Annotated in this window: 20 protein-coding genes; 16 read left to right on the forward strand and 4 right to left on the reverse strand. The window is 71.6% G+C overall.

Features of this window, described 5'->3' with window-relative positions:
• Positions 1 to 13: 13 nt before the first annotated feature.
• Together FEF34_RS42925 and FEF34_RS17920 are read right to left on the reverse strand one after the other, a co-directional pair.
• Positions 14 to 931 carry a RibD family protein gene (locus tag FEF34_RS42925; RefSeq protein ID WP_138054064.1) on the reverse strand — a complete coding sequence of 306 codons (918 nt, stop codon included), beginning with the start codon at positions 929 to 931 and terminating at the stop codon, positions 14 to 16.
• Positions 928 to 1701, reverse strand: coding sequence for a creatininase family protein (locus FEF34_RS17920; RefSeq protein ID WP_138054065.1), 774 nt, complete (start codon positions 1699 to 1701; stop codon positions 928 to 930). Before FEF34_RS17920 ends, FEF34_RS42925 begins: the two co-directional genes overlap by 4 nt.
• 137 nt (positions 1702 to 1838) lie before the next feature.
• On the opposite strand from FEF34_RS17920, the gene ribA reads away from it, so the two are divergent.
• From ribA to FEF34_RS17965, 9 genes are all read left to right on the forward strand, one after another.
• A complete protein-coding gene (ribA, locus tag FEF34_RS17925) occupies positions 1839 to 2510 on the forward strand; it encodes a GTP cyclohydrolase II (protein ID WP_171052995.1) in 672 nt (223 codons plus the stop codon).
• A 361-nt stretch (positions 2511 to 2871) separates the two neighbouring features.
• Positions 2872 to 3228: an ArsR/SmtB family transcription factor gene (locus FEF34_RS17930; RefSeq protein ID WP_138054066.1), complete on the forward strand. Its 357-nt coding sequence runs from the start codon at positions 2872 to 2874 to the stop codon at positions 3226 to 3228.
• Positions 3225 to 3482 (forward strand): hypothetical protein, encoded by a 258-nt coding sequence (locus tag FEF34_RS17935; RefSeq protein ID WP_138054067.1) that lies wholly within the window; start codon positions 3225 to 3227, stop codon positions 3480 to 3482. The genes FEF34_RS17930 and FEF34_RS17935 overlap by 4 nt, the downstream gene beginning before the upstream one ends.
• Before the next feature lie 740 nt (positions 3483 to 4222).
• Complete coding sequence (locus tag FEF34_RS17940; protein WP_138054068.1) at positions 4223 to 5200, forward strand: PstS family phosphate ABC transporter substrate-binding protein; 978 nt, start codon at positions 4223 to 4225, stop codon at positions 5198 to 5200.
• Positions 5197 to 6147, forward strand: a complete 951-nt coding sequence (pstC, locus tag FEF34_RS17945; protein WP_138054069.1) for a phosphate ABC transporter permease subunit PstC — start codon at positions 5197 to 5199, stop codon at positions 6145 to 6147. Before FEF34_RS17940 ends, pstC begins: the two co-directional genes overlap by 4 nt.
• Entirely contained in the window at positions 6144 to 7043 is a 900-nt protein-coding gene (gene pstA / locus FEF34_RS17950) for a phosphate ABC transporter permease PstA (protein WP_138054070.1), read from the forward strand. Before pstC ends, pstA begins: the two co-directional genes overlap by 4 nt.
• Positions 7044 to 7080: 37 nt before the next feature.
• Positions 7081 to 7932, forward strand: a complete 852-nt coding sequence (pstB, locus tag FEF34_RS17955; RefSeq protein WP_138054071.1) for a phosphate ABC transporter ATP-binding protein PstB — start codon at positions 7081 to 7083, stop codon at positions 7930 to 7932.
• A gap of 479 nt (positions 7933 to 8411) precedes the next feature.
• Positions 8412 to 9182 carry a DUF72 domain-containing protein gene (locus FEF34_RS17960; protein WP_138054072.1) on the forward strand — a complete coding sequence of 257 codons (771 nt, stop codon included), beginning with the start codon at positions 8412 to 8414 and terminating at the stop codon, positions 9180 to 9182.
• Positions 9183 to 9285: 103 nt separating this feature from the next.
• Complete coding sequence (locus tag FEF34_RS17965; protein WP_138054073.1) at positions 9286 to 9651, forward strand: PH domain-containing protein; 366 nt, start codon at positions 9286 to 9288, stop codon at positions 9649 to 9651.
• A gap of 106 nt (positions 9652 to 9757) precedes the next feature.
• Here FEF34_RS17965 and FEF34_RS17970 read toward each other — a convergent pair whose 3' ends face one another.
• Positions 9758 to 11086, reverse strand: a complete 1329-nt coding sequence (locus tag FEF34_RS17970; protein ID WP_138054074.1) for a phytase — start codon at positions 11084 to 11086, stop codon at positions 9758 to 9760.
• Positions 11087 to 11361: 275 nt separating this feature from the next.
• Here FEF34_RS17970 and FEF34_RS17975 point away from each other — a divergent pair, with 275 nt between their 5' ends.
• The 3 genes from FEF34_RS17975 (at position 11362) to FEF34_RS17985 (ending at position 14030) form a co-directional block, all read left to right on the forward strand.
• Positions 11362 to 11895, forward strand: coding sequence for a DoxX family protein (locus tag FEF34_RS17975; RefSeq protein ID WP_138054075.1), 534 nt, complete (start codon positions 11362 to 11364; stop codon positions 11893 to 11895).
• Positions 11896 to 12015: 120 nt separating this feature from the next.
• A complete protein-coding gene (locus FEF34_RS17980) occupies positions 12016 to 13182 on the forward strand; it encodes a magnesium and cobalt transport protein CorA (RefSeq protein WP_138054076.1) in 1167 nt (388 codons plus the stop codon).
• A 107-nt stretch (positions 13183 to 13289) separates the two neighbouring features.
• Positions 13290 to 14030: a PP2C family protein-serine/threonine phosphatase gene (locus tag FEF34_RS17985; RefSeq protein WP_138054077.1), complete on the forward strand. Its 741-nt coding sequence runs from the start codon at positions 13290 to 13292 to the stop codon at positions 14028 to 14030.
• 350 nt (positions 14031 to 14380) lie between these two features.
• Here FEF34_RS17985 and FEF34_RS17990 read toward each other — a convergent pair whose 3' ends face one another.
• Complete coding sequence (locus FEF34_RS17990; protein WP_138054078.1) at positions 14381 to 14794, reverse strand: STAS domain-containing protein; 414 nt, start codon at positions 14792 to 14794, stop codon at positions 14381 to 14383.
• A 225-nt stretch (positions 14795 to 15019) separates the two neighbouring features.
• Between FEF34_RS17990 and FEF34_RS17995 the strand changes: the two genes are divergently transcribed.
• The 4 genes from FEF34_RS17995 (at position 15020) to FEF34_RS18010 (ending at position 18976) form a co-directional block, all read left to right on the forward strand.
• Complete coding sequence (locus FEF34_RS17995; protein ID WP_234042443.1) at positions 15020 to 15460, forward strand: hypothetical protein; 441 nt, start codon at positions 15020 to 15022, stop codon at positions 15458 to 15460.
• A gap of 168 nt (positions 15461 to 15628) precedes the next feature.
• Positions 15629 to 16432, forward strand: a complete 804-nt coding sequence (locus tag FEF34_RS18000) for a hypothetical protein (protein WP_138054079.1) — start codon at positions 15629 to 15631, stop codon at positions 16430 to 16432.
• Between the two features lie 58 nt (positions 16433 to 16490).
• Positions 16491 to 17612 carry a sulfite oxidase gene (locus FEF34_RS18005; protein ID WP_138054080.1) on the forward strand — a complete coding sequence of 374 codons (1122 nt, stop codon included), beginning with the start codon at positions 16491 to 16493 and terminating at the stop codon, positions 17610 to 17612.
• Between the two features lie 80 nt (positions 17613 to 17692).
• The gene (locus tag FEF34_RS18010) at positions 17693 to 18976 is read left to right on the forward strand and encodes a phosphoribosyltransferase family protein (RefSeq protein ID WP_138054081.1); all 1284 of its coding nucleotides are present in this window, start codon (positions 17693 to 17695) and stop codon (positions 18974 to 18976) included.
• Positions 18977 to 18993: the final 17 nt, after the last annotated feature.

The following is an 18993-nucleotide window of genomic DNA, read 5'->3' on the forward strand; positions in this document are numbered from 1 at the left end:
CGTGGCCTACGGGCTACTGGCCTTCGCCGCCGCCCTCCCCGGTGCCGCCGTGCTCGCCGTCCAGTGGTTCGCCGGACCGCGGCGCACGCAGGTCGAGTTCGAAGAGGGTGTCCTCGCCGAGGAAGGCGCGGCGCACGGGCGGCCGGAGCGCGTCCCGCATCACGTCGGGTCCGGGGAAGGCCAGGCCCGGCACACCGTCGCCGATCAGCACCGGCGCCACGGTGACGTACAGCCGGTCGAGGGCGCCCTCGTGGAGGAAGCGGGACACGGTCACGCCGCCGCCCTCGACGAGTACCCGGCCCAGTCCCCGGCGCGCGAGCTCGTGCACCAGGCGGCGGGGGGTGAACGCGGCGGTGTCGGGGAGGACCAGTACGTCCGCTCCGGTGCCCGCCGTGCCGTCCGCCGCGGCCCGCGCCGGCTCGCTGCCGGCACCGACCACCCACAGGGTGGGGGCCGCGCCGTCGGTGAACACCTGCCGGGTCAGCGGGACCCTGCCGTGCGGGTCGAGGACGACGCGCACCGGGTGCGGGCCGGGGCAGGCTCGGACCGTCAGCCGGGGGTCGTCCGCGACGGCGGTCCCGGCGCCGACGACCACCGCGTCGGAGAGCGCGCGCAGCCGGTGCAGGTGTTCGCGGTCCTCGGGGCCGGTGACGTAGTCGGCGTCGCCCTTGCGGGTCGCGATGAACCCGTCGAGGCTCTGGCCGAGTTGGGCGAAGGTGAAGCGGGGGCCGGCCAGGCAGAGCGGCAGATAGCGCTCGGCGAGGAGCTCCGCCCCGGCGGAGGCGTCGTCCGTCCACCGGTACCGCCCGTGCGCGTCGCGGCGCAGTCCGGCTGCCTCGGCGTCCGCTTCGGTCCTTACGTCGAGCAGGCGCTTCCAGGCGCTGGGCGCGTCGAGCACCCCGGCCGACCGCCCGGGGGGAAGGCCGTTCACCGGGCTCCCTCCCCGGACGGCGCGGCGGAACGTTCCGCCACCAGCAACGAGAAATACGCGTCGAAGGAATCGACGAGAGCGGCCAGCAATTCCTTACCCTTCTCCGCCGATGCCAGGGAAGGCCGGCCGACCACACCGGTCTCCGTGTAAGGGCGCAGACCCAGGGTGAGCAGATGCTCCCGGTCGTCGGCGAGGAAATCGGAGGTCATATGACCGGGGCGTACGAGTTCGGGATGGTCATGCAGCAGAATCGAAGTCTCCACTTCACCCGCGTGCATATCACTGTGGGACGGGGTCTCCACACCCGCGCGTTCGCGCGCCGCACTCCAGTCGGCCGAACCGGGGAAAAGCGCCATGCGGGTGCCGGTGCCCAGGGACTCCTGAACCACGTTGCGCAGCACATAGTTTCCGCCGTGCCCATTGATGAGCACGAGATTGCGGACGCCGGAGCGCCGAAGCGATTCGGCGATGTCCCGCACCACGGCGACGAGCGTCGTGGCGGAAACACTGACGGTACCCGGCCAGGCCGAGTGCTCGTGCGAACAGGAGAACGTCAGCGGCGGCAGCCGGTGGACCGGGTACGCGGCTGCGACCTCCCGCGCGACGGCACAGGCGATCAACGTGTCGGTGACCAGGGGGAGATACGGTCCGTGCTGCTCGAAGCTGCCGATCGGCAGGACCGCGACCTCCGCCCGTCCCGCACCCGCGTCCCGGGTCGTGTCCAACGGCAACAGGCCGAGTTCCGGCGGCCGTACCCGCGGGTCGGTCATCTTCCCGCCCCTTTCCTTACGCGCACTTTCTGCGTTCCATGAGATGCGGCCGATCGGAACCGGTGCAATAGCCCGGTCAGTCGAGATCTCCACACCGAAGACAACTCCCGCCAGAGGCTACCCGATAGGATCCGGCCATGACAGACAGCGATGGCACTCTCCGCATGGACGCTCGCGCCAAGAACACCGAGCGCATGGCAACTGTCCAACTGTCCACCAAATACGGCATTTTCCGCGCCATCGGCTATCTGGATCGTATTCGCGGTGACGAACAAATCGCGCTGGTATACGGCGACATCACGGGAGAGGATGTTCTCGCCCGGCTGCATTCGGAGTGCCTGACCGGCGATGCCTTCGGTTCACGCCACTGCGAGTGCGGCGACCAACTGGCCGCGGCACTCCGGGCGATCGTCAGCGAGGGTCGCGGAGTCCTCGTGTACCTCCAGGGGCACGAGGGGCGCGGTATCGGTCTGCTCGCCAAACTCCAGGCGATGCAGCTCCAGGCGGAGGGCATGGACACGGTCGAGGCCAATCTCGCCCTCGGCCTCCCCGTCGACTCCCGCGACTACGGCGTGGCGGCGGACATGCTGCACGACCTCGGCGTCCGGTCGGTGCGGCTGATGTCGAACAACCCGCTCAAGCGGGAGGCGTTGCTGCGGCACGGCATCGAGGTCAGCGAGCAGGTGCCGCTGCTCACGCAGCCCCGCGAGGAGAACATCTTCTACCTGCGGGCCAAGCGGGAGCGCATGGGCCATCTGCTCCCCCACCTCGACCGCCCCCCGCTGGACCGCACGGCGGACCAGCCCTGAGCACGCGCCGCACGACCGACCAGCCCTGAGCACGCGCCGCACGACCGACCAGCCCTGAGCACGCGCCGCACGGCGGACCAGCTCTGAGCACGCGCCGCACGACCGACCGGCCCTGAGCACGCGCCGCACGGCGGACCAGCCCTGAGGACGGACGCCACGGCGAACCGGGCTCGAAGCCGACGGCACGGCGGGCCGCGTCCCGAGAGGCCCCTCACCCGACCGGTGAGGGGCCTCTCGCACGCCCCACCCCCGAGGCGTCCCTGAGATCTCCCCCCTTCGACCCTGAGATGTGTCAGTTCTCTTTGACAGGCACTCCGGGGGGTGTCAGCTTTGACTGACAGGTAACCGCGAGAGGGACGTGATGACCGGAGGCCCGGCCCCGCACCCGACCGGGGACGAGCTGCTGCGGATCCTCGCGGCGCTCGGCAACCCGCACCGGCTGCGGATCGTCGCCGTGCTCACCGGGGGCGGCCGCAACTACGTCAGCAGGCTCGCCCGTGAGCTGGGCATCGGACGGCCTCTGCTGCACATGCACCTGCAGCGGCTCGAGGCGGCCGGACTCGTCACGGGCTCCCTGGAACAGGCGGCGGACGGAAAGGCCGTGAAGTACTTCGAGGTCACCCCGTTCGCCGTCGCCCTGACCCCGGAAGCGGTCGCCCGAGCGGCCCTGACGATCACCCAGGAGGAGAAGGAAAACGTGAAGGAGAAGGCGAAATGAACTCAGCGGACTGGGCCGGAGCCATCGGTGCCGGCGGTGTCTTCCTCTTCCTGATGGTCGTCGTGTGGCAGGTCGCCGCGACCTGGCGGGCCAGGATGCTCGCGTCCCGCGAGGAGCAGTACAAGCGGCTCGCGGCCAGGTACGCCGAACTGCTGGAGGACAACGTCGAGCTGCACCGGCGCACGCTGGAGGAACTGACGCAGGCCCGCGCCTCGATCACGTCGATGGAGAAGATGATGCGCTCCGTCGAGTAGCGCGGACCCGGCGGACCGGCGCCCCCGCGGACGGCCGGGCACCACAAACCCACGACGAACGGGCGTACTGGCGGGGCCGACCGGCACCGGAGGCGTCCCCACCTCGGCCGGTTCGGTGCTCGCCGCGGCCCTCGCGGTGTTCGCGGCGGTGCCGCCGGTGACGACCCGGGGCTGCTCTTCGGCATCGGGTCCTGCCCGGAGACGTTCCTCGTCCGTGCGGCCCCGGCGCCCTGCCTCGCCCCGGACCTCGGCCGCCGGTTCCGGTGGCCCAGCCGCCTCTTCCGGGGGATCGACGGGCGGCCCGGGCCGCCCCGGCCGGGCGGGGACCGGGCGCGCCCCCGTCCGGACTCCGTGGCGGTCCGGCCGGGCCGGCCGGACCGCCACGGAGTCCGGATGCGGCGCCCCTTGCCGGACCTCGGTCACCCGGCCGGACTCCCGTGGGGTGACGCGGCCCTCGGCCCGTCCCGAGGGCCGTGGTCACCAGCGCCGGCCGCGGCAGCCCCCTCCTCCCGGCACCTGCACCTCCGGTCGCCCCAGCCGGCGGTCGCCCCAGCCGGCGGTCCGCCTCCCCACCGGTCCGCTTCCCCACCGGTCCGCCCCCCTGGCCGTGCTCACCCTCGTCGGTCGCGCTCACCACCGGCCGTTCGTAACCTTATGAGGTACTTTGTCGCTTATGCGGCCGACAAGCGTGCTCCGGCACCGACGGCCGGCGAGTGCGCAGACGAGGATCGAGAGCCGACGTGAACATCCCCCGTTCCCCTCGCCGGGCCACGGCGCGCCTGACCCTGGCCGCCGCCGTCGTCGTGGCCGCGGGCGCCTGCGGAGGTGCCGACGCCGGCTCCGGGGACGGCGGGGACGGGGAGCTCTCCGGCACGATCCGGGTGGACGGCTCCAGCACGGTGGCCCCGCTCTCCACGGCGGCGGCCCAGCTCTTCCAGCAACGCAACCCCGGCGTGCGGATCACGGTCGGCACGTCCGGCACCGGCGGCGGGTTCGAGAAGTTCTGCAACGGCGAGACGGACATCGCCGACGCCTCACGGCGCATCACCGCCGAGGAGCAGGCCCGGTGCGCTGAGAAGGGCGTGAAGTACGAGGAGTTGCGGATCGCCAACGACGGCATGTCCGTCGTGGTGAACAAGGACAACGACTTCACCGACTGCCTCACCGTCGAACAGCTGAGGAAGATCTGGGAACCCGGCTCCCGGGTCGACAACTGGAACCAGGTCGACCCGGACTTCCCGGACGTCGAACTGGAGCTGTTCGGCCCCGGTACCGACTCCGGCACCTTCGACTACTTCACCCAGGCCGTCAACGGCGAGGAGGGCCGGTCCCGCACCGACTACTCCCCCAGCGAGGACGACAACGTCACCGTGCAGGGCGTCTCCGGCTCCAAGGGCGGCCTGGGCTACTTCGGGCTGTCGTACTACGAGGAGAACAAGGACAGGCTCAAGCTCCTCAAGATCGACGGGGGGAACGGCTGTGTCGCGCCGACGCAGACCACCGTCCAGAACGGCACCTACCGGCCCCTGTCGCGCCCCCTGCTCATCTATCCGAACGCCGCCGCACTCGACCGGAGGGACGTCGAGGCGTTCGTCGAGTACTACGTCGAGAACAGCGCCGACATCGCCAGGGCCGCCCAGTTCGTCCCGCTCGGCTCCCGCCAGGAGGACGAACTGCGGCAGGACCTGACGAGGCTGCGCGAACGGCACGCGCCATGACCCCGCGGGCAGTGCGCCGACGGGCCGCTCCGGGAAGTCCCGGCTTCCTGAAGCGGTCGCAGCCGCGCTGGACCGAGCGGTCGGTCAAGGTCCTGCTCGTGGCCGCCGCACTGGTCTCGGTGCTGACCACGGTCGGCATCGTCGTCGCCCTGATCCCGCCGGTCGTGGAGTTCTTCGGCAAGGTGGACTTCGGGGAGTTCATCACCGGCACCGACTGGTCACCTCTGTTCGAACCGCCGCACTTCGGTGTCCTGCCGCTGGTGACGGCCACCCTGGTGGTCACGGTCATCGCGCTGTTCGTGGCCGTCCCGCTCGGTCTCGGCGCGGCCGTCTATCTGAGCGAGTACGCGGGTCACCGCGTCCGCGGAATCTTCAAGCCGGTGCTGGAGGTCCTCGCCGGCATCCCGACGGTGGTCTACGGCTTCTTCGCACTCAAGGCGATCACCCCGGCGCTCCAGCGGTTCTGGCCCGGGGACGACCCGCCGGAGGTCTTCAACGCCCTCTCGGCGGGGTTCGTCATGGGCATCATGATCATCCCTACGATCGCGTCGCTGGCCGAGGACTCCATGGCCGCCGTGCCCCGCTCGCTGCGCGACGGCGCCTACGCCCTCGGCTCGTCGCGGATGCAGGTCTCCACCAGGGTCGTGTTCCCGGCGGCCCTGTCCGGCATCGTCGCCGCCGTCGTCCTCGGAGTCTCCCGCGCCATCGGGGAGACGATGATCGTGGCGATCGCGGCCGGCGGACGTCCGAACCTCACCTTCAACCCGCTCGAGGGCATGCAGACGATGACCGCGTTCATCGCCGCGGCCGGCATCGGCGACCTGCCCACCGGGTCCACCGGCTACCAGACGATCTTCGCCGTCGGCCTGCTGCTCTTCGCCATCACGCTGGTGATGAACCTGATCAGCATCCGCCTGGTGCGCCGCTACCGCGAGGTGTACGAATGATCCCCACCGCGGTCACCTCCGACCCGCCCGAGGCCCCCCGCCTCAAGGGGCGGGGCACGCCGCTGCGCGAGCAGTTCTTCCGGCTCAGTCTGTGGGCCTCGCTGGCCATCGGAGTGGTGTTCCTGGCCGGCCTGCTCACATACGTGGTCATCGAGGGCTGGCCCCGGCTGAACTCGAAGCTGTGGACCAACTTCCCGGACATCATCGACCCGTCCAACGCCGGCGCCCAGTCGGCGATCACGGGCACGATCTGGGTCATCTCCTTCACCGCCCTGTACTGCCTGCCGACCGGCGTGCTCACCGCGATCTACCTGGAGGAGTACGCGGACCGCGACCGGTGGTGGAACCGGGCGGTCGAGATCAACATCCAGAACCTGGCGGCCGTCCCCTCCATCGTCTACGGCATCCTCGGCCTGGGCGTGATCTCCCGCGGCCTGGGCTTCGGCCAGACCGTGCTCACCGCCGCGCTCACGCTGTCCCTGCTGGTCCTGCCCATCGTGATCATCTCGTCCCGGGAGGCGATCCGGGCGGTGCCCCAGTCGATCCGCCAGGCCTCCCTCTCGCTGGGCGCCACCCAGTGGCAGACCATCTGGCGCCAGGTGCTGCCCGCAGCCGTGCCCGGCATGGCGACCGGCTCGATCCTCGCGCTGTCCCGCGCCATCGGGGAGGCCGCGCCGCTGCTGCTGCTCGGCGGGCTGACGTTCATCACGTTCAACCCGACCGGTGTGCACAGCCAGTTCACGGTGCTGCCGATCCAGATCTTCAACTGGATCAGTCAGTCCCGCGCCGAGTTCACCGCACTCGCCTCCGCCGCGATCGTCGTCCTGCTGGTGATCCTGCTGGTCATGAACTCGCTGGCGATCTGGCTGCGCAACCACTTCACCCGCAGATGGTGACTGCCGTGCCACCGAAGACCCCGTGTGAGGAAGCACCATGACCACCCCTCCCGGCCACGGACCCGGCGGCACCAGGCCGCCCCAGCCGACCCGCAGCGTCACCCCGCAACCGTCCGAGACGGTCTTCGAGGTCGGCGGCCTGTCCGTGTTCTACGGCGACCACGAGGCCGTACGCGACGTCAACATGACCATCGGAGCCCGCCAGATCACGGCGATGATCGGCCCGTCGGGCTGTGGCAAGTCCACCGTGCTGCGCTGCTTCAACCGCATGAACGACCTGCTGCCGGACGCCCGTGTGGTCGGCAAGGTCCGCTACCACAACGAGGACCTCTACAGCCGCGAGGTCGACCCCATCGAGGTCCGCCGCCGCATCGGCATGGTCTTCCAGAAGCCCAACCCGTTCCCCAAGTCCATCTACGACAACATCGCCTACGGCCCCCGGGTCGGCGGCTACAAGGGGAGCCTGGACGACCTGGTGGAGGAGACCCTGACCCACGCGGCGCTGTGGGACGAGGTCAAGAACAAGCTCAAGACCTCCGCGCTGGCACTCTCCGGCGGACAGCAGCAGCGGCTGTGCATCGCCCGGACCATCGCGGTCGAGCCGGAGGTGATCCTGATGGACGAGCCGTGCTCCTCCCTGGACCCGATCGCCACGGCCAAGATCGAGGACCTCATGGAGCACCTGGCCCAGGAGTTCACCATCATCGTCGTCACGCACAACATGCAGCAGGCGGCCCGGGTGTCGGAGCGGACCGCGTTCTTCAGCTCGGAGATCGACCGGGACGGCGTGCGCCACGGCCGGCTGATCGAGTTCGACGAGACGGGCACGCTCTTCAGCAATCCGTCCGACCAGCGCACGGAGGACTACATCTCCGGCCGCTTCGGCTGAGCTCCGGCACGTCGGCGGTCGCGGTGGAGACGGCCGGTACGCGAATGCACACGGCGTCGGGCGTCAGGCGTCAGACATCGGGCGTCGGGCGTCGGGCGTCAGACATCAGGCGTCAGACATCAGGCGAGTGTGGCGATGGTCTTCCGTACCCGGGTGGCCACGGATCTGCGCCCGCCCCCTTTTCCTCCTGGGATCGTCGTCGATCCCGTCCCGGAGTGGGTGACGTCCGGGCGAACATCAGTCGGCGCCCGGCCGGCCCCGGGTGCGGCCCCGTGCCGGCGGCGGGTCCTCCGGACACCGGGCCGGGCGTTCCGGCCCCCTCTCCGGGGGCGGAGCCCGGCCGGAGACGGCGCGTCCGCCGTCCGGGGACGGCGGCTGCACACTCCCCGGCCCCACCGCCCCGAGCCCCCGGACCCGCGTACGGGTGCCCGCCGCGCGCGGGCGGTACGTCCGGGCGCGAGCCGGGCACGGATTGCTCCATGCCCATGCTCGTCGGAACCTCGGGGTGGCAGTACAAGGACTGGCGCGGCGGCCTCTACCCGCCCGGGGTGCCGCAGCGGCTGTGGCTGGAGGAGTACGCCCGGCGGTTCGCCACGGTGGAGAACAACAACGCCTTCTACCGCCTCCCCACCCGGGACGTCTTCGCCTCCTGGCGGGAACGCACGCCCGGGGACTTCGTCATGGCGGTGAAGGCGAGCCGCTATCTGACACATCTGAAGCGGCTGCACGAACCCGGGGAGCCGGTGGCGCGGCTGCTGGACCGGGCCGAGGCACTCGGCGGCCGACTGGGGCCCGTCCTGCTGCAGCTTCCGCCGAACTTCCGTGAGGACACCGCGGCGCTGGACGCCTGCCTGCGCTGCTTCCCCCGTCGTGTCCGGGTCGCCGTCGAGCTGCGCCACCCCTCGTGGTGGGACGCCGAGCGGGAACTCCGGACGGTGCTGGAGCGGCACGGCAGCGCGCTGTGCTGGGCGGACCGGGGGTCACGTCCCGTCACCCCGCTGTGGCGCACGACGGACTGGGGCTATCTGCGTCTCCACGGCGGGCTCGCCCAGCCCCCGCCGCGCTACGGCCGCCAGGCGATGACGGCCTGGGTACGGCGTCTGACCGGCTGCTGGCGGGACGAGGACGACGTGTACGTGTACTTCAACAACGACACGGGAGGCGCTGCCGTCGTGGACGCCGCGCGGTTCGCACGGTCCGCCGCGGCGTCGGGCCGGACCGTGACCCGTACGCCCGACCTCACGGGCTGACCCGACCGGCCCCGGACCAGCCGGGATGCGTCCCGAAGGCCCGCTGTACAGTGCGAAGGTCGTGCCACGACGACGTGACGAGTTCGATGGGTGGGGGTCTCTCATGGCGCTGTTCGGAAACGCGCACACGGTCGATCCGGCCAAGGCGCAGCAGGACTACGCACGGCTGCTGGGGCAGGGGGAGCAGGTGCACGCCGCGTTCCTGCTGATCCGCGACACCATCCTGTTCACCGACCGCCGGCTGCTGCTGGTCGACAAGCAGGGCATCACCGGCAAGAAGGTGGAGTACCACTCCGTCCCCTACCGCAGCATCACGCACTTCGCGGTGGAGACGGCCGGCACGTTCGACCTGGACGCGGAGTTGAAGATCTGGATATCGGGGAGCGCAGCGCCTGTCCAGAAGACGTTCACCAAGGGCGTCGACATCTACGAGGTGCAGGCGATCCTCACCCAGTTCGTCACCCGGTAGGCAGGGCCGCGAGGGCGCCCCGGCGGTTCTGACGCTGCCGGTCGTTCGCGTCGGTCCTGCCGGGGCGCCTGCGGTTCGGGCGGGTCAGGCGGCCGTTCCGTCTCCGTCAGCGGCCGACGCGCTCCATGACGGTGCCGAGGTCCACGAACTTGAAGCCCGTGGCCTCGCGGTCGCCGTCGCCCGGGGTGTCGTGCCCGTCCTGCACGACGAGCAGGCCCTCCGGGTACCTGGCGCCGAGCGGCGCGTTCAGCACGGCCGCGCCGTCGCACTCCTCGGAGCCGTCGAGAGCCGACGAGGCCGCGGTGACGCGGAAGCCGCCCTCGTACTCGTTGCGGTCGCGCACCTCACGGTCGTACAGGGCGAAGGTGTCGTCGCCCTGGCTCGACGCCAGTACGTATCCGTCGCCGTCGGGCTCGGTGAGCAGGGCCAGCCCCTCGACGTCGGCGGACAGGTGCTCGCCGCCGAAGCCGGGGTCCGCGCCCGCGACGCACTCCTCGGTCACCTCGTCGTAGACGGCGGGGACGCCGAACTCCCGGACCTTGTCGACGAGCCGGGGCGTGCCGGTGAGATCGGCCCGGACGCGCCAGATGCCGACGTCCTCCTGGCCCGCGTAGAGCATCCCGTTCGCCGGGTCGACGACCATGCCCTCGACCTGCGGCGCGTCCCCGGGCTCACCGCACGGCGTCCAGGCGGTGCCGTCGGGCAGGCGGAAGGAGGACGGCAGCTCCAGGGTGCGCACCGTGGGGTAGGTGACCGTCCCCGAGGAGGTCGGGCGCAGCTCCAGCAGCGCGACCTCAGTGCTCGCACGCCGGCTGACCAGGGCGTACGACCGGCCGCCGACCCGGTCGGTCCAGGTGGCGAGGCCGTAGGCGGTCCGCTGGGCGTTGATCTCGTCCTGGTTCCGGGAGAAGACCGGCGGCGCGGCGGGGTCGGTGACGTCGGTGAGGGGGCCTCCGGGGCGTGCCCGGTCGATGCGGTGGATGCGCAGCCTGTCGTGGCCCCGGTCGGTGGTCACGGCGAGGTCGGCGCGTCCGGACGGCAGCCGCAGCCCGTGCACGAGGTCCACGTTGTTGAAGCGGCCGGGAGCGTCGCCCGGGCGGGCGGGGCCGGGCGCCGCGATCGACTGAACCGGACGGGCGTCGAGGTCGTACACCCGCAGTCCGCCCTCCTTGGCCGTCGCTATCACCAGGCTGCGCCCGGGGTCGGCGGTGTTGCGCCAGATCGCGGGGTCGTCCGCGTTCGCGTCGCCGCCGGCCTCGTCGTCGTACAGCGTGGGCGCCTCTGCCGCGGGGGTGACGGCCGGCAGGGCGGAGGCGGTGGGTCCGGCCGGGTGGTCCGGGGACGCCGCGGCGGCCGGGAGGGCGGACGCCACGAGCACCAGGCCCAGTACGGCGGTGGCCTGCCGGAAGAGCCGGAAGGGAAGGGGTCTGCTCACGAAGCACTCCTCCATGTCGGGAACATGACGACTTCCCGGTCGAGGGTGGAAGCGGCGGATGACGGCCCGGCGTCCGGGACACGGTGCCCGCGTGTGCACGCCGTGAACTTGGCCGACCTCCGCCGGGAAGCGCAGTATCGAATGGTGAGGCGCGATCCACCGGCGTGTGCGCCCGACCACCACTTCTCCGCCTGACCGCGCCGACGGCCCGCCCCGGACACCGCACTCCGGCGGCCCCGGGGACCTGCGGCATCGGCGCAGGAGGTGACACCACCATGAAACTCCCGACCGAGCGTGCCCGACACTCCGCGGGCCCCGTCGCGGTCGGCGCGGCCGACGCGGGCGTGCTGCTGCTCCGGCTGGCCGTCGGACTGATCCTGGCGGGGCACGGGGCCCAGAAGCTGTTCGGCTGGTTCGGCGGCCCCGGCCTGGAGACCACGGGCAAGGGCTTCTCGCAGCTCGGCTGGGACCCGGGCGTCTTCTACGCCGGACTGGCCGGGGTCTCCGAGTTCCTGGGCGGCCTGGGCCTGGCCATCGGCATGCTCACCCCCCTCGCCGCCGCGGCCTGCATCGGCGTCATGGTCGACGCCATGGCGATCGCCCCCGAGATCGACCTGTGGTCCGCCGCCGGCACCGCCTTCGTCTACCCGATGCTCCTCGCCGTCGGCGCGCTCGCCGTCGCCGCGGTGGGACCGCTCCGGCTCTCCCTCGACGCGCGTCTCCCGTGGCGGGACGGCGGCTGGCTCCCGGCGGGGTTCGCCCTGGTCCTGGGTGTCGTCGGGGCGTTCATCATCCTGGCGCTGAAGTAGCCGGGCGGCCACGGTCGGACCGCAGTGATCGCGGCCGCGGCGATCGCGAAATAGTCTGGTCCGTGCCGGGTTCTTCGGAAGTACGGCGATCGAGCGACCCCGCCAGACGAGGTGCAGGCGATGTCCGACAGGCGTCCACGCGCGGTACGGGCGGGCAGGTGGCCGCTCCGGGCCTCAGGTCACGGCCGGCAGCCGGCCGCCCCCGCCCCCGAGCACTCCATGGACCCGCGGGCGGAGCACGAGTCGCAGGAGCCGGCACCGCTGGAACGCAGCATCGTGGACGCCGCGCTCTACCGCGGCGGGCGCCGGATGGAGACGCCCGTCTCGCTGGCGGAGATCTACCACCGCCTCCCCGGAGAGCCGGGCACGATGGCCTGGATCGGGCTGTTCCGGCCCTCCCCCGCCCAGCTGTGGGAGGCGGCGGAGCAGTTCGGGCTGCACGAACTGGCCGTCGAGGACGCGATCGTCGCCCATCAGCGCCCCAAGCTGGAGCGGTACGGGAAGACGCTCTTCGTCGTGCTGCGCCCGGCCCGGTACCTGGACGAGGCCGAGGAGGTGGACTTCGGCGAGATCCACGTCTTCGTCGGCCCCGAGTTCGTCCTCACCGTGCGGCACAGCCAGACCCCGGACCTCGCGGTCGTCCGCAGCCGGCTGGAAGCCGACCCGGATCTGCTGGCCCTCGGCCCCGAGGCGGTGCTGTACGCCATCCTGGACGCGGTCGTCGACGGCTACGCCCCGGTGATCGCGGGCCTCCAGCACGACATCGACGAGATCGAGACCGAGGTCTTCCGCGGCGACCCGAAGGTATCCCGGCGGATCTACGAGCTGTCCCGCGAGGTCGTCGACTTCCAGCGGGCCACCCGGCCGCTGCTGGCCATCATGAACGGGCTCCAGGCCGGCTTCCAGAAGTACGGCACGAACGAGGAGCTCCAGCGCTACCTGCGGGACGTGGCCGACCACGCCACCACCGTCGCCGAGCGGGTCAACGGCTTCCGGCAGGCACTCGGCGACATCCTCACCGTCAACGCCACGCTCGTCTCACAGGCGCAGAACGAGGAGATGAAGATGCTCGCGGAGGCCGGCCACGCCCAGAACAACGAGATCAAGAAGATCTCCAGCTGGGCCGCCATCCTCTTCGCGCCCACCCTCATCGGCACCGTGTACGGCATGAATTTCGTCCACATGCCCGAGCTCGACTGGCGCTTCGGCTACCCGTTCGCCGTCGCGCTGATGCTGCTGGTGTGCATCAGCCTGTACCTCGTCTTCAAACGCCGCGACTGGCTCTGACCCGGCCGCACCGGCCGCCCGGTGCCCGCCACCGGACCCCGCGACGGCCTTCGCGTCACAATGGGTGGTGAGGACATGCCGTCCACAGCGGTGAGGCGGGACCGAGGATGCCCTACATAGCCGTGACCGCCCTGAGCGACGTCGGGCTGATCCGGGAGCACAACGAGGACAGTCTCGTCGCCGGCCCCTGGACCCTGTGCGGCACCGTGACGGAGAACCCGCAGACGCTGCTCTTCCCGCTGGGCACCCCGCTCGTCGCCGCCGTCGCCGACGGGCTCGGCGGTCAGCCCGCCGGTGAGGTGGCCAGCGCGCTCGTCGTACGGCAGCTCGCCGCGCTCGGTCCCGCACTGGACGACCAGGACGCCGTCAACGAGGCGCTGAACATGTGCAACCACATGGTGTACTCGGCCGCCGACGACAACCCCGACCTGCTCACGATGGGCACCACGATCGCGGGCGTCGTCGTCCTGCCCGGCTCGGTGACGGTGTTCAACGTCGGCGACAGCAGGGTCTACGCCGCGGCCGAGGACGGACTGCGGCAGCTGAGCGTGGACGACAGCCCACCGGCGGCGCCGGGACGGCGCGTCACGACGGCGGTCACCCAGACGCTCGGCGGCGGCCCCTCCTACACTCCCGTCACTCCCCATGTCACGACCACCTCACTGTCCCCGGGCGGCCGCTGCCTGGTGTGCACCGACGGTCTGACCGACCCGGTGCCGGACGAGGAACTCCACGCCCTGCTGCGGGTGCACGACGACGGCAGGGCCGCCTACGAACTGTGGAAGGCCGCCATCGAGGCGGGCGGGCCGGACAACATCACGCTGGCGCTGGTCCGCATCGGCGAGTAGCGGTGACCCACCCGCGGCGAGGACCGAGGCGGTCGCCCTCCCCCCGGTGGCGGGACCCGTGCCGACGGACACCGGCGCGCCGTCCTCGACGTCGATGGCGACGGGGTCGCTGCTGTCGTAGCCGCCGCCGATGGCGATGTCGTTGCCCAAGGGCTGTCGAGGTGACGTCCAAGTCCACGTCGTCGGTCGCGACCGGGCCTGTCACGACGCAGGTGTCGAACTCACCCTCGGGGCCGGCCGGCCCGGGAAGGCCCTGCGGACCCTGCGGGCCACGCTCGCCGCGCTCGCCACGGCGGAACGAAATATTTGCCCATCACACGAGTACCGGCCGCCCGTTGATCGGGCCCGCCTCAGCACTCCATCAGATCCAGCGCGTGCTTGACCGAGAGGGCGCACAGAAAGAGCCGCCGGGAAATCTCGGCGGCAATCAGATCGCGTACCGGGGAGGACGGGTGGACCAGGACGATGTTCCGGTCGTGGCGGTTCCAGGAGAGAAAGAGCTCCAGCAACTCGTTGTCGCACTCGGTGATTTCCGCGCAGTCGACGACGAGCCGCGAGTACCCGGACTTCACGGCGACGGTCAGCATCAGCCGCAGGGGGTAGACGCTTTCGCGGTCGACCACCCCCCGGAGGGCGATGACCAGCGTGCGGTCGATGGTCCGGCAGTAGGAGATGGCCGGTGGGTCGTTCCGCCGCCCGGGAGTGCCGCAGGGGCCAGGGTCCGCGGTATCCGAATGCACCGCGACCGACGCTGCGACTGTCATGCTGCTGTACCCCTTCGCGGTGTGCCGCCCGAATGCCGCTCTACAACTACCGTAAAAGTGCCGGGAACTGCATCCGGGGAACGATCCATACGGGTGACGGCGGCCGGTTCCATTCGGCCGCGGCGGAGATCTGCTTTCCGTATCAACTGGCCTCTCCGGCGCACCGCCCGGCTCGCACCCCGGGCGTCGACGTGTCCATCGGCGCGGGAAATCGTTTTGTCATCGATGAATTCTTCCAACACTTCGCCGCCTTCCGGCTCTTCGGACTCCCTGGCCCCACCGGCCCCCCACACCGGGGTCCTGGCGTGGGAGCGCCGTCCCGGTTCCGAGCGGTCCGGCCCTCGTCACCGCGGCACGGGCGAACTCGCCCAGACACCGGTGTACGGGCAACTGGTGTCCGAGTGGCGGGCGCGCGGGGCGATGCTGCCGGGCGCCCGTGATCCGCAGTGGGACCGGCTGGTCTCCCTCCGCGCCTTCGAGGAGGACACCCAGCGGACGCTCCGCATGCTCCGGCTGGAGCGGGATCCGCTGCCGCTCCTGCCCGACGCGGAGGCGCGGCTGGCCAACGGGGACGCCGACCACCCGGTCGCGGGTGCGGTCGCGCACCTGGCGGGGTCCCTCAGGACCGGCTCCGCCCCGCCGCACCGGCGCTACCCGTCCCCGTAGCCACGACCGTGCATCGTGAAAACTTGAGCCATTGGAGCTCATCGTGTGAATTCTCGGGCGAGTGCGAGTCCCGGACCCGCGTGAAGCGTTTGTGCGTATGTGGAACCGCGAGAGTTGTGGGAAAGAAATACAGTCCTTGCGAATGCCTTCTGCACCAGCGACGACCGGGTGCGGCTGGCCCAGAGCGCACTCGACGAGGCCCAGGCCGACCGTACGAGGATGCTGGCCGCATTCGCGGTGGTGGTCGGCGACGACGGCACCGTCGCCGGCATGATGGGCCTGCCGGAACGCGAGGTCAGGGTTGCCCGCAGGACCGTCGGCCGGGAAGGCGCGCGTACCGTCGCGGCAAATCTACTGACACGAATGTCGGACCAGTCGGCCGACACGGACGGGGAACCCGTGCAGACGGCCGGGGAGACCACGGCGTCTTTTCCCCGGGCGGAGCCGGCCGCGGTGCCGGCCTCGGCTCCGCCCGTGTCCCCGTACGCCACCGCACAGCCGTCGCAGCCGACCGGTACCTATTCGGTTCCGGTGGTCGAGGAACAGATCTGGGCCGAACCCGTCCAGCCCGTTCCGTCCACGCAGCCCGCGAGTCCCGTCTGGTCTCCCTCGATGGATTCCGTTCTGGTGTGGAGCTGGCACTCCGGGCTGGATCTCCAGGTCGTCGCGAACGAACTCGGTCTGGAACTGCGAACGGTTCTCCAGCGCGTACAGACCCTCGCCGCGGACGGCCAACTCGTGAAAGCCGACCAGGTCGCACCGCGGGACTACTCGAGTGGCTCACGGGACCATTCGGTCCCGTCGCGGGACTACGGGAACGGTTCGAGGGAGTACGCGACCGGTTCGAGGGAGTACGCGACCGGTTCGAGGGAGTACTCGGGCCGGCACCGGCGGCACGAGGAGCCGATCGACTTCTCCGACACCGGATCGTTCGGACTGGGCGGACTGTTCTCCAGCGCTTCCTGGTCCTGAGCGCCTACTGCCGGTCGCGTGTGCTGCCGCCCGACGGCGGGCGGCGCACGATGGAGGCATGGACCGCGACCTCGCGGCCGTCAGCCTTCCCGGGCGGGTCGCCGGACCCGGCGAGGGGATCAGCCCTGAGGAGCTGGCCCTCGCCGCCCGCAACCACGGAATGCCGCTGGAGGCACTCCGGTACCGGCTGACGCCACCGGGGCTGCACTACGTCCTCGTCCACTACGACATCCCCGCCGCCGAGGCCGCCGACTGGCGGATCGGCGTCGGCGGGCTGGTGCGGACACCACTGCGGCTGACCCTGGCGGACCTCAGGTCGTACCCGTCCGTCACGCTCCGCGTCACGATGGAGTGCGCGGGGAACGGGCGGGCCCGGCTCACTCCCCGGCCGGTGAGCCAGCCGTGGCTGGTGGAGGCGGTGGGCACCGCCGAGTGGACGGGCGTACCGCTGCGCACGCTGCTGCGGGAGGCCCGGGTGGAGTCCGGCGCCGTCGAGGCGGTGTTCACCGGCGCCGACCACGGTGTGGAACGCGGCGTCGAACAGGACTACCGCCGCAGCCTGCCGCTGGGCGTGGCCGTGGGCGACGACCCGGAGGTACTGGTCGCGTACGCGATGAACGGGGGTCCGCTGCCGCCGCAGCACGGCCACCCCGTGCGGCTCGTCGTGCCCGGCTGGTACGGCATGGCCCAGGTGAAGTGGCTGTGCGACATCACCCTGACCGACACCCCCTTCACCGGCTTCCAGCAGTCCGTCGCGTACCGCTACCGGCAGTCCGCGGACGAGCCCGGCGAGCCGGTCACCCGCATCGCCCCCCGGGCCCTGATGATCCCGCCGGGCTTCCCCGACTTCATGTCCCGCACCAGGGTGCTGCGCCCCGGCCGGACCGGGCTGGAGGGCCGGGCCTGGTCCGGCCACGCCCCGGTCGTACGGGTGGAGGTCAGCAGCGACGACGGGCGGACCTGGCACGACGCGGCGCTGGACGTGCCGGAGGGCGGCGGCTGGGCCTGGCGCCACTGGCACACGGCCTGGACGGCCACCCCCGGCAGTCATGTGCTCGTCACCCGCGCCACCGACGCCGACGGCCGCACCCAGCCCCTCGACCAGCCGTGGAACCGGGGCGGCTTCGGGAACAACCTGGTGCAGCGGATCCCCGTCGTGTGCCTGCCGGACGGCACGTGAGGCGCGCTCCGGCCCGACTTGCGAAGCGGCCCCCCATGGGGTTGGTTCGAAAGGAGAACCCCTGTTGGGGGTGAGCCACTGTGCTGTTCACCGATCGCGTCGACGCGGGGCAGCGCCTCGCCGGGGCACTCGGACATCTGCGGGAGGCCGATCCCGTCGTGCTCGGGCTGCCCAGGGGCGGGGTGCCGGTGGCCTTCCAGGTGGCACGGGCGCTGGGCGCGCCGCTGGACGTGATCGTCGTACGCAAACTGGGTGTGCCGTACCACCGGGAGCTCGGATTCGGGGCCATCGGCGAGGGCGGCGTCCGGGTCATCAGCGACGACATCGTCCGCCGGGGCCATGTCTCCGAGCAGGACGTCGCGTCGGTGGAACGGGCCGAGACCGCCGAGCTGACCCGGCAGGCGGAACGGTTCAGGGCCGACCGGCCGCGCGTCGGCATCAGGGGCCGGACCGTGATCGTCGTGGACGACGGGATCGCGACCGGGGCCACGGCCGCCGCGGCCTGCGAGGTCGTGCGTGCGCAGGGAGCGGCCAGGGTCGTGCTCGCCGCCCCCGTCGCGCCGCCGGACGCGGTGTCCTGGCTCCGCACCGAGGCGGACGAGGTGGTGTGCCTGTCGACACCGCGGGCGTTCTCGGCAGTGGGTGAGTGGTACCAGGACTTCTCGCAGACCCCTGACGAGGAGGTCGTCGCGCTGCTGGCGCAGTCGGCCGCCGACCCGCCGCAACCCGCCAAGCCCGAGGACGTCGAGGTGGAGGCGGGCCCGGTGCGGCTCGCCGGCGAACTCGCCCTGCCGGAGGGCGCCGCCGCGGTGGTGATGTTCGCCCACGGCTCCGGGAGCAGTCGGCACAGCCCGCGCAACCGGGCCGTGGCGACTGCCCTGAACGCCGCCGGCCTCGGCACCCTGCTGTTCGACCTCCTCACCGAGCCGGAGGCCGCCGACCGCAGGAACGTCTTCGACATCGAGGTGCTGGCCGACCGCCTCACGGGGGCCACCGCGTGGCTGCGCACCCGCACCCCCGTCCCCATCGGCTACTTCGGTGCGTCGACCGGTGCCGCCGCGGCGCTCTGGGCGGCGTCGAGCGCAGGCACCGAGGTCGGTGCCGTCGTCTCTCGCGGCGGCCGGCCCGACCTGGCCGGGTCACGGCTGCCCGGGGTGCGCGCCCCGACGCTGCTGATCGTCGGGGGCCGTGACACGACGGTCCTCGACCTCAACCGCCAGGCGGAGTCGGCGCTGCGCTGCGAGTGCCGTCTGGTGGTCGTCCCTGGTGCGACGCATCTCTTCGAGGAGCCCGGGGCGCTCGACGAGGTGTCCGATCTGGCCCGCGACTGGTTCACGCTGCACCTGACCCCGCAGGAGCCGTAGGGCCGCGAACGCCCCGG

The sequence above is a fragment of the Streptomyces marianii genome (assembly GCF_005795905.1).
Classification (GTDB): Bacteria; Actinomycetota; Actinomycetes; order Streptomycetales; family Streptomycetaceae; genus Streptomyces; species Streptomyces marianii.

Coding starts and splice junctions, on each gene's coding strand:
- FEF34_RS17920 (WP_138054065.1), bottom strand. CDS start 1,701: ATGACCGACCCGCGGGTACGGCCGCCGGAACTCGGCCTGTTGCCGTTG.
- ribA (WP_171052995.1), top strand. CDS start 1,839: ATGACAGACAGCGATGGCACTCTCCGCATGGACGCTCGCGCCAAGAAC.
- FEF34_RS17930 (WP_138054066.1), top strand. CDS start 2,872: ATGACCGGAGGCCCGGCCCCGCACCCGACCGGGGACGAGCTGCTGCGG.
- FEF34_RS17935 (WP_138054067.1), top strand. CDS start 3,225: ATGAACTCAGCGGACTGGGCCGGAGCCATCGGTGCCGGCGGTGTCTTC.
- pstC (WP_138054069.1), top strand. CDS start 5,197: ATGACCCCGCGGGCAGTGCGCCGACGGGCCGCTCCGGGAAGTCCCGGC.
- pstA (WP_138054070.1), top strand. CDS start 6,144: ATGATCCCCACCGCGGTCACCTCCGACCCGCCCGAGGCCCCCCGCCTC.
- pstB (WP_138054071.1), top strand. CDS start 7,081: ATGACCACCCCTCCCGGCCACGGACCCGGCGGCACCAGGCCGCCCCAG.
- FEF34_RS17960 (WP_138054072.1), top strand. CDS start 8,412: ATGCCCATGCTCGTCGGAACCTCGGGGTGGCAGTACAAGGACTGGCGC.
- FEF34_RS17965 (WP_138054073.1), top strand. CDS start 9,286: ATGGCGCTGTTCGGAAACGCGCACACGGTCGATCCGGCCAAGGCGCAG.
- FEF34_RS17975 (WP_138054075.1), top strand. CDS start 11,362: ATGAAACTCCCGACCGAGCGTGCCCGACACTCCGCGGGCCCCGTCGCG.
- FEF34_RS17980 (WP_138054076.1), top strand. CDS start 12,016: ATGTCCGACAGGCGTCCACGCGCGGTACGGGCGGGCAGGTGGCCGCTC.
- FEF34_RS17985 (WP_138054077.1), top strand. CDS start 13,290: ATGCCCTACATAGCCGTGACCGCCCTGAGCGACGTCGGGCTGATCCGG.
- FEF34_RS17990 (WP_138054078.1), bottom strand. CDS start 14,794: ATGACAGTCGCAGCGTCGGTCGCGGTGCATTCGGATACCGCGGACCCT.
- FEF34_RS17995 (WP_234042443.1), top strand. CDS start 15,020: ATGAATTCTTCCAACACTTCGCCGCCTTCCGGCTCTTCGGACTCCCTG.
- FEF34_RS18005 (WP_138054080.1), top strand. CDS start 16,491: ATGGACCGCGACCTCGCGGCCGTCAGCCTTCCCGGGCGGGTCGCCGGA.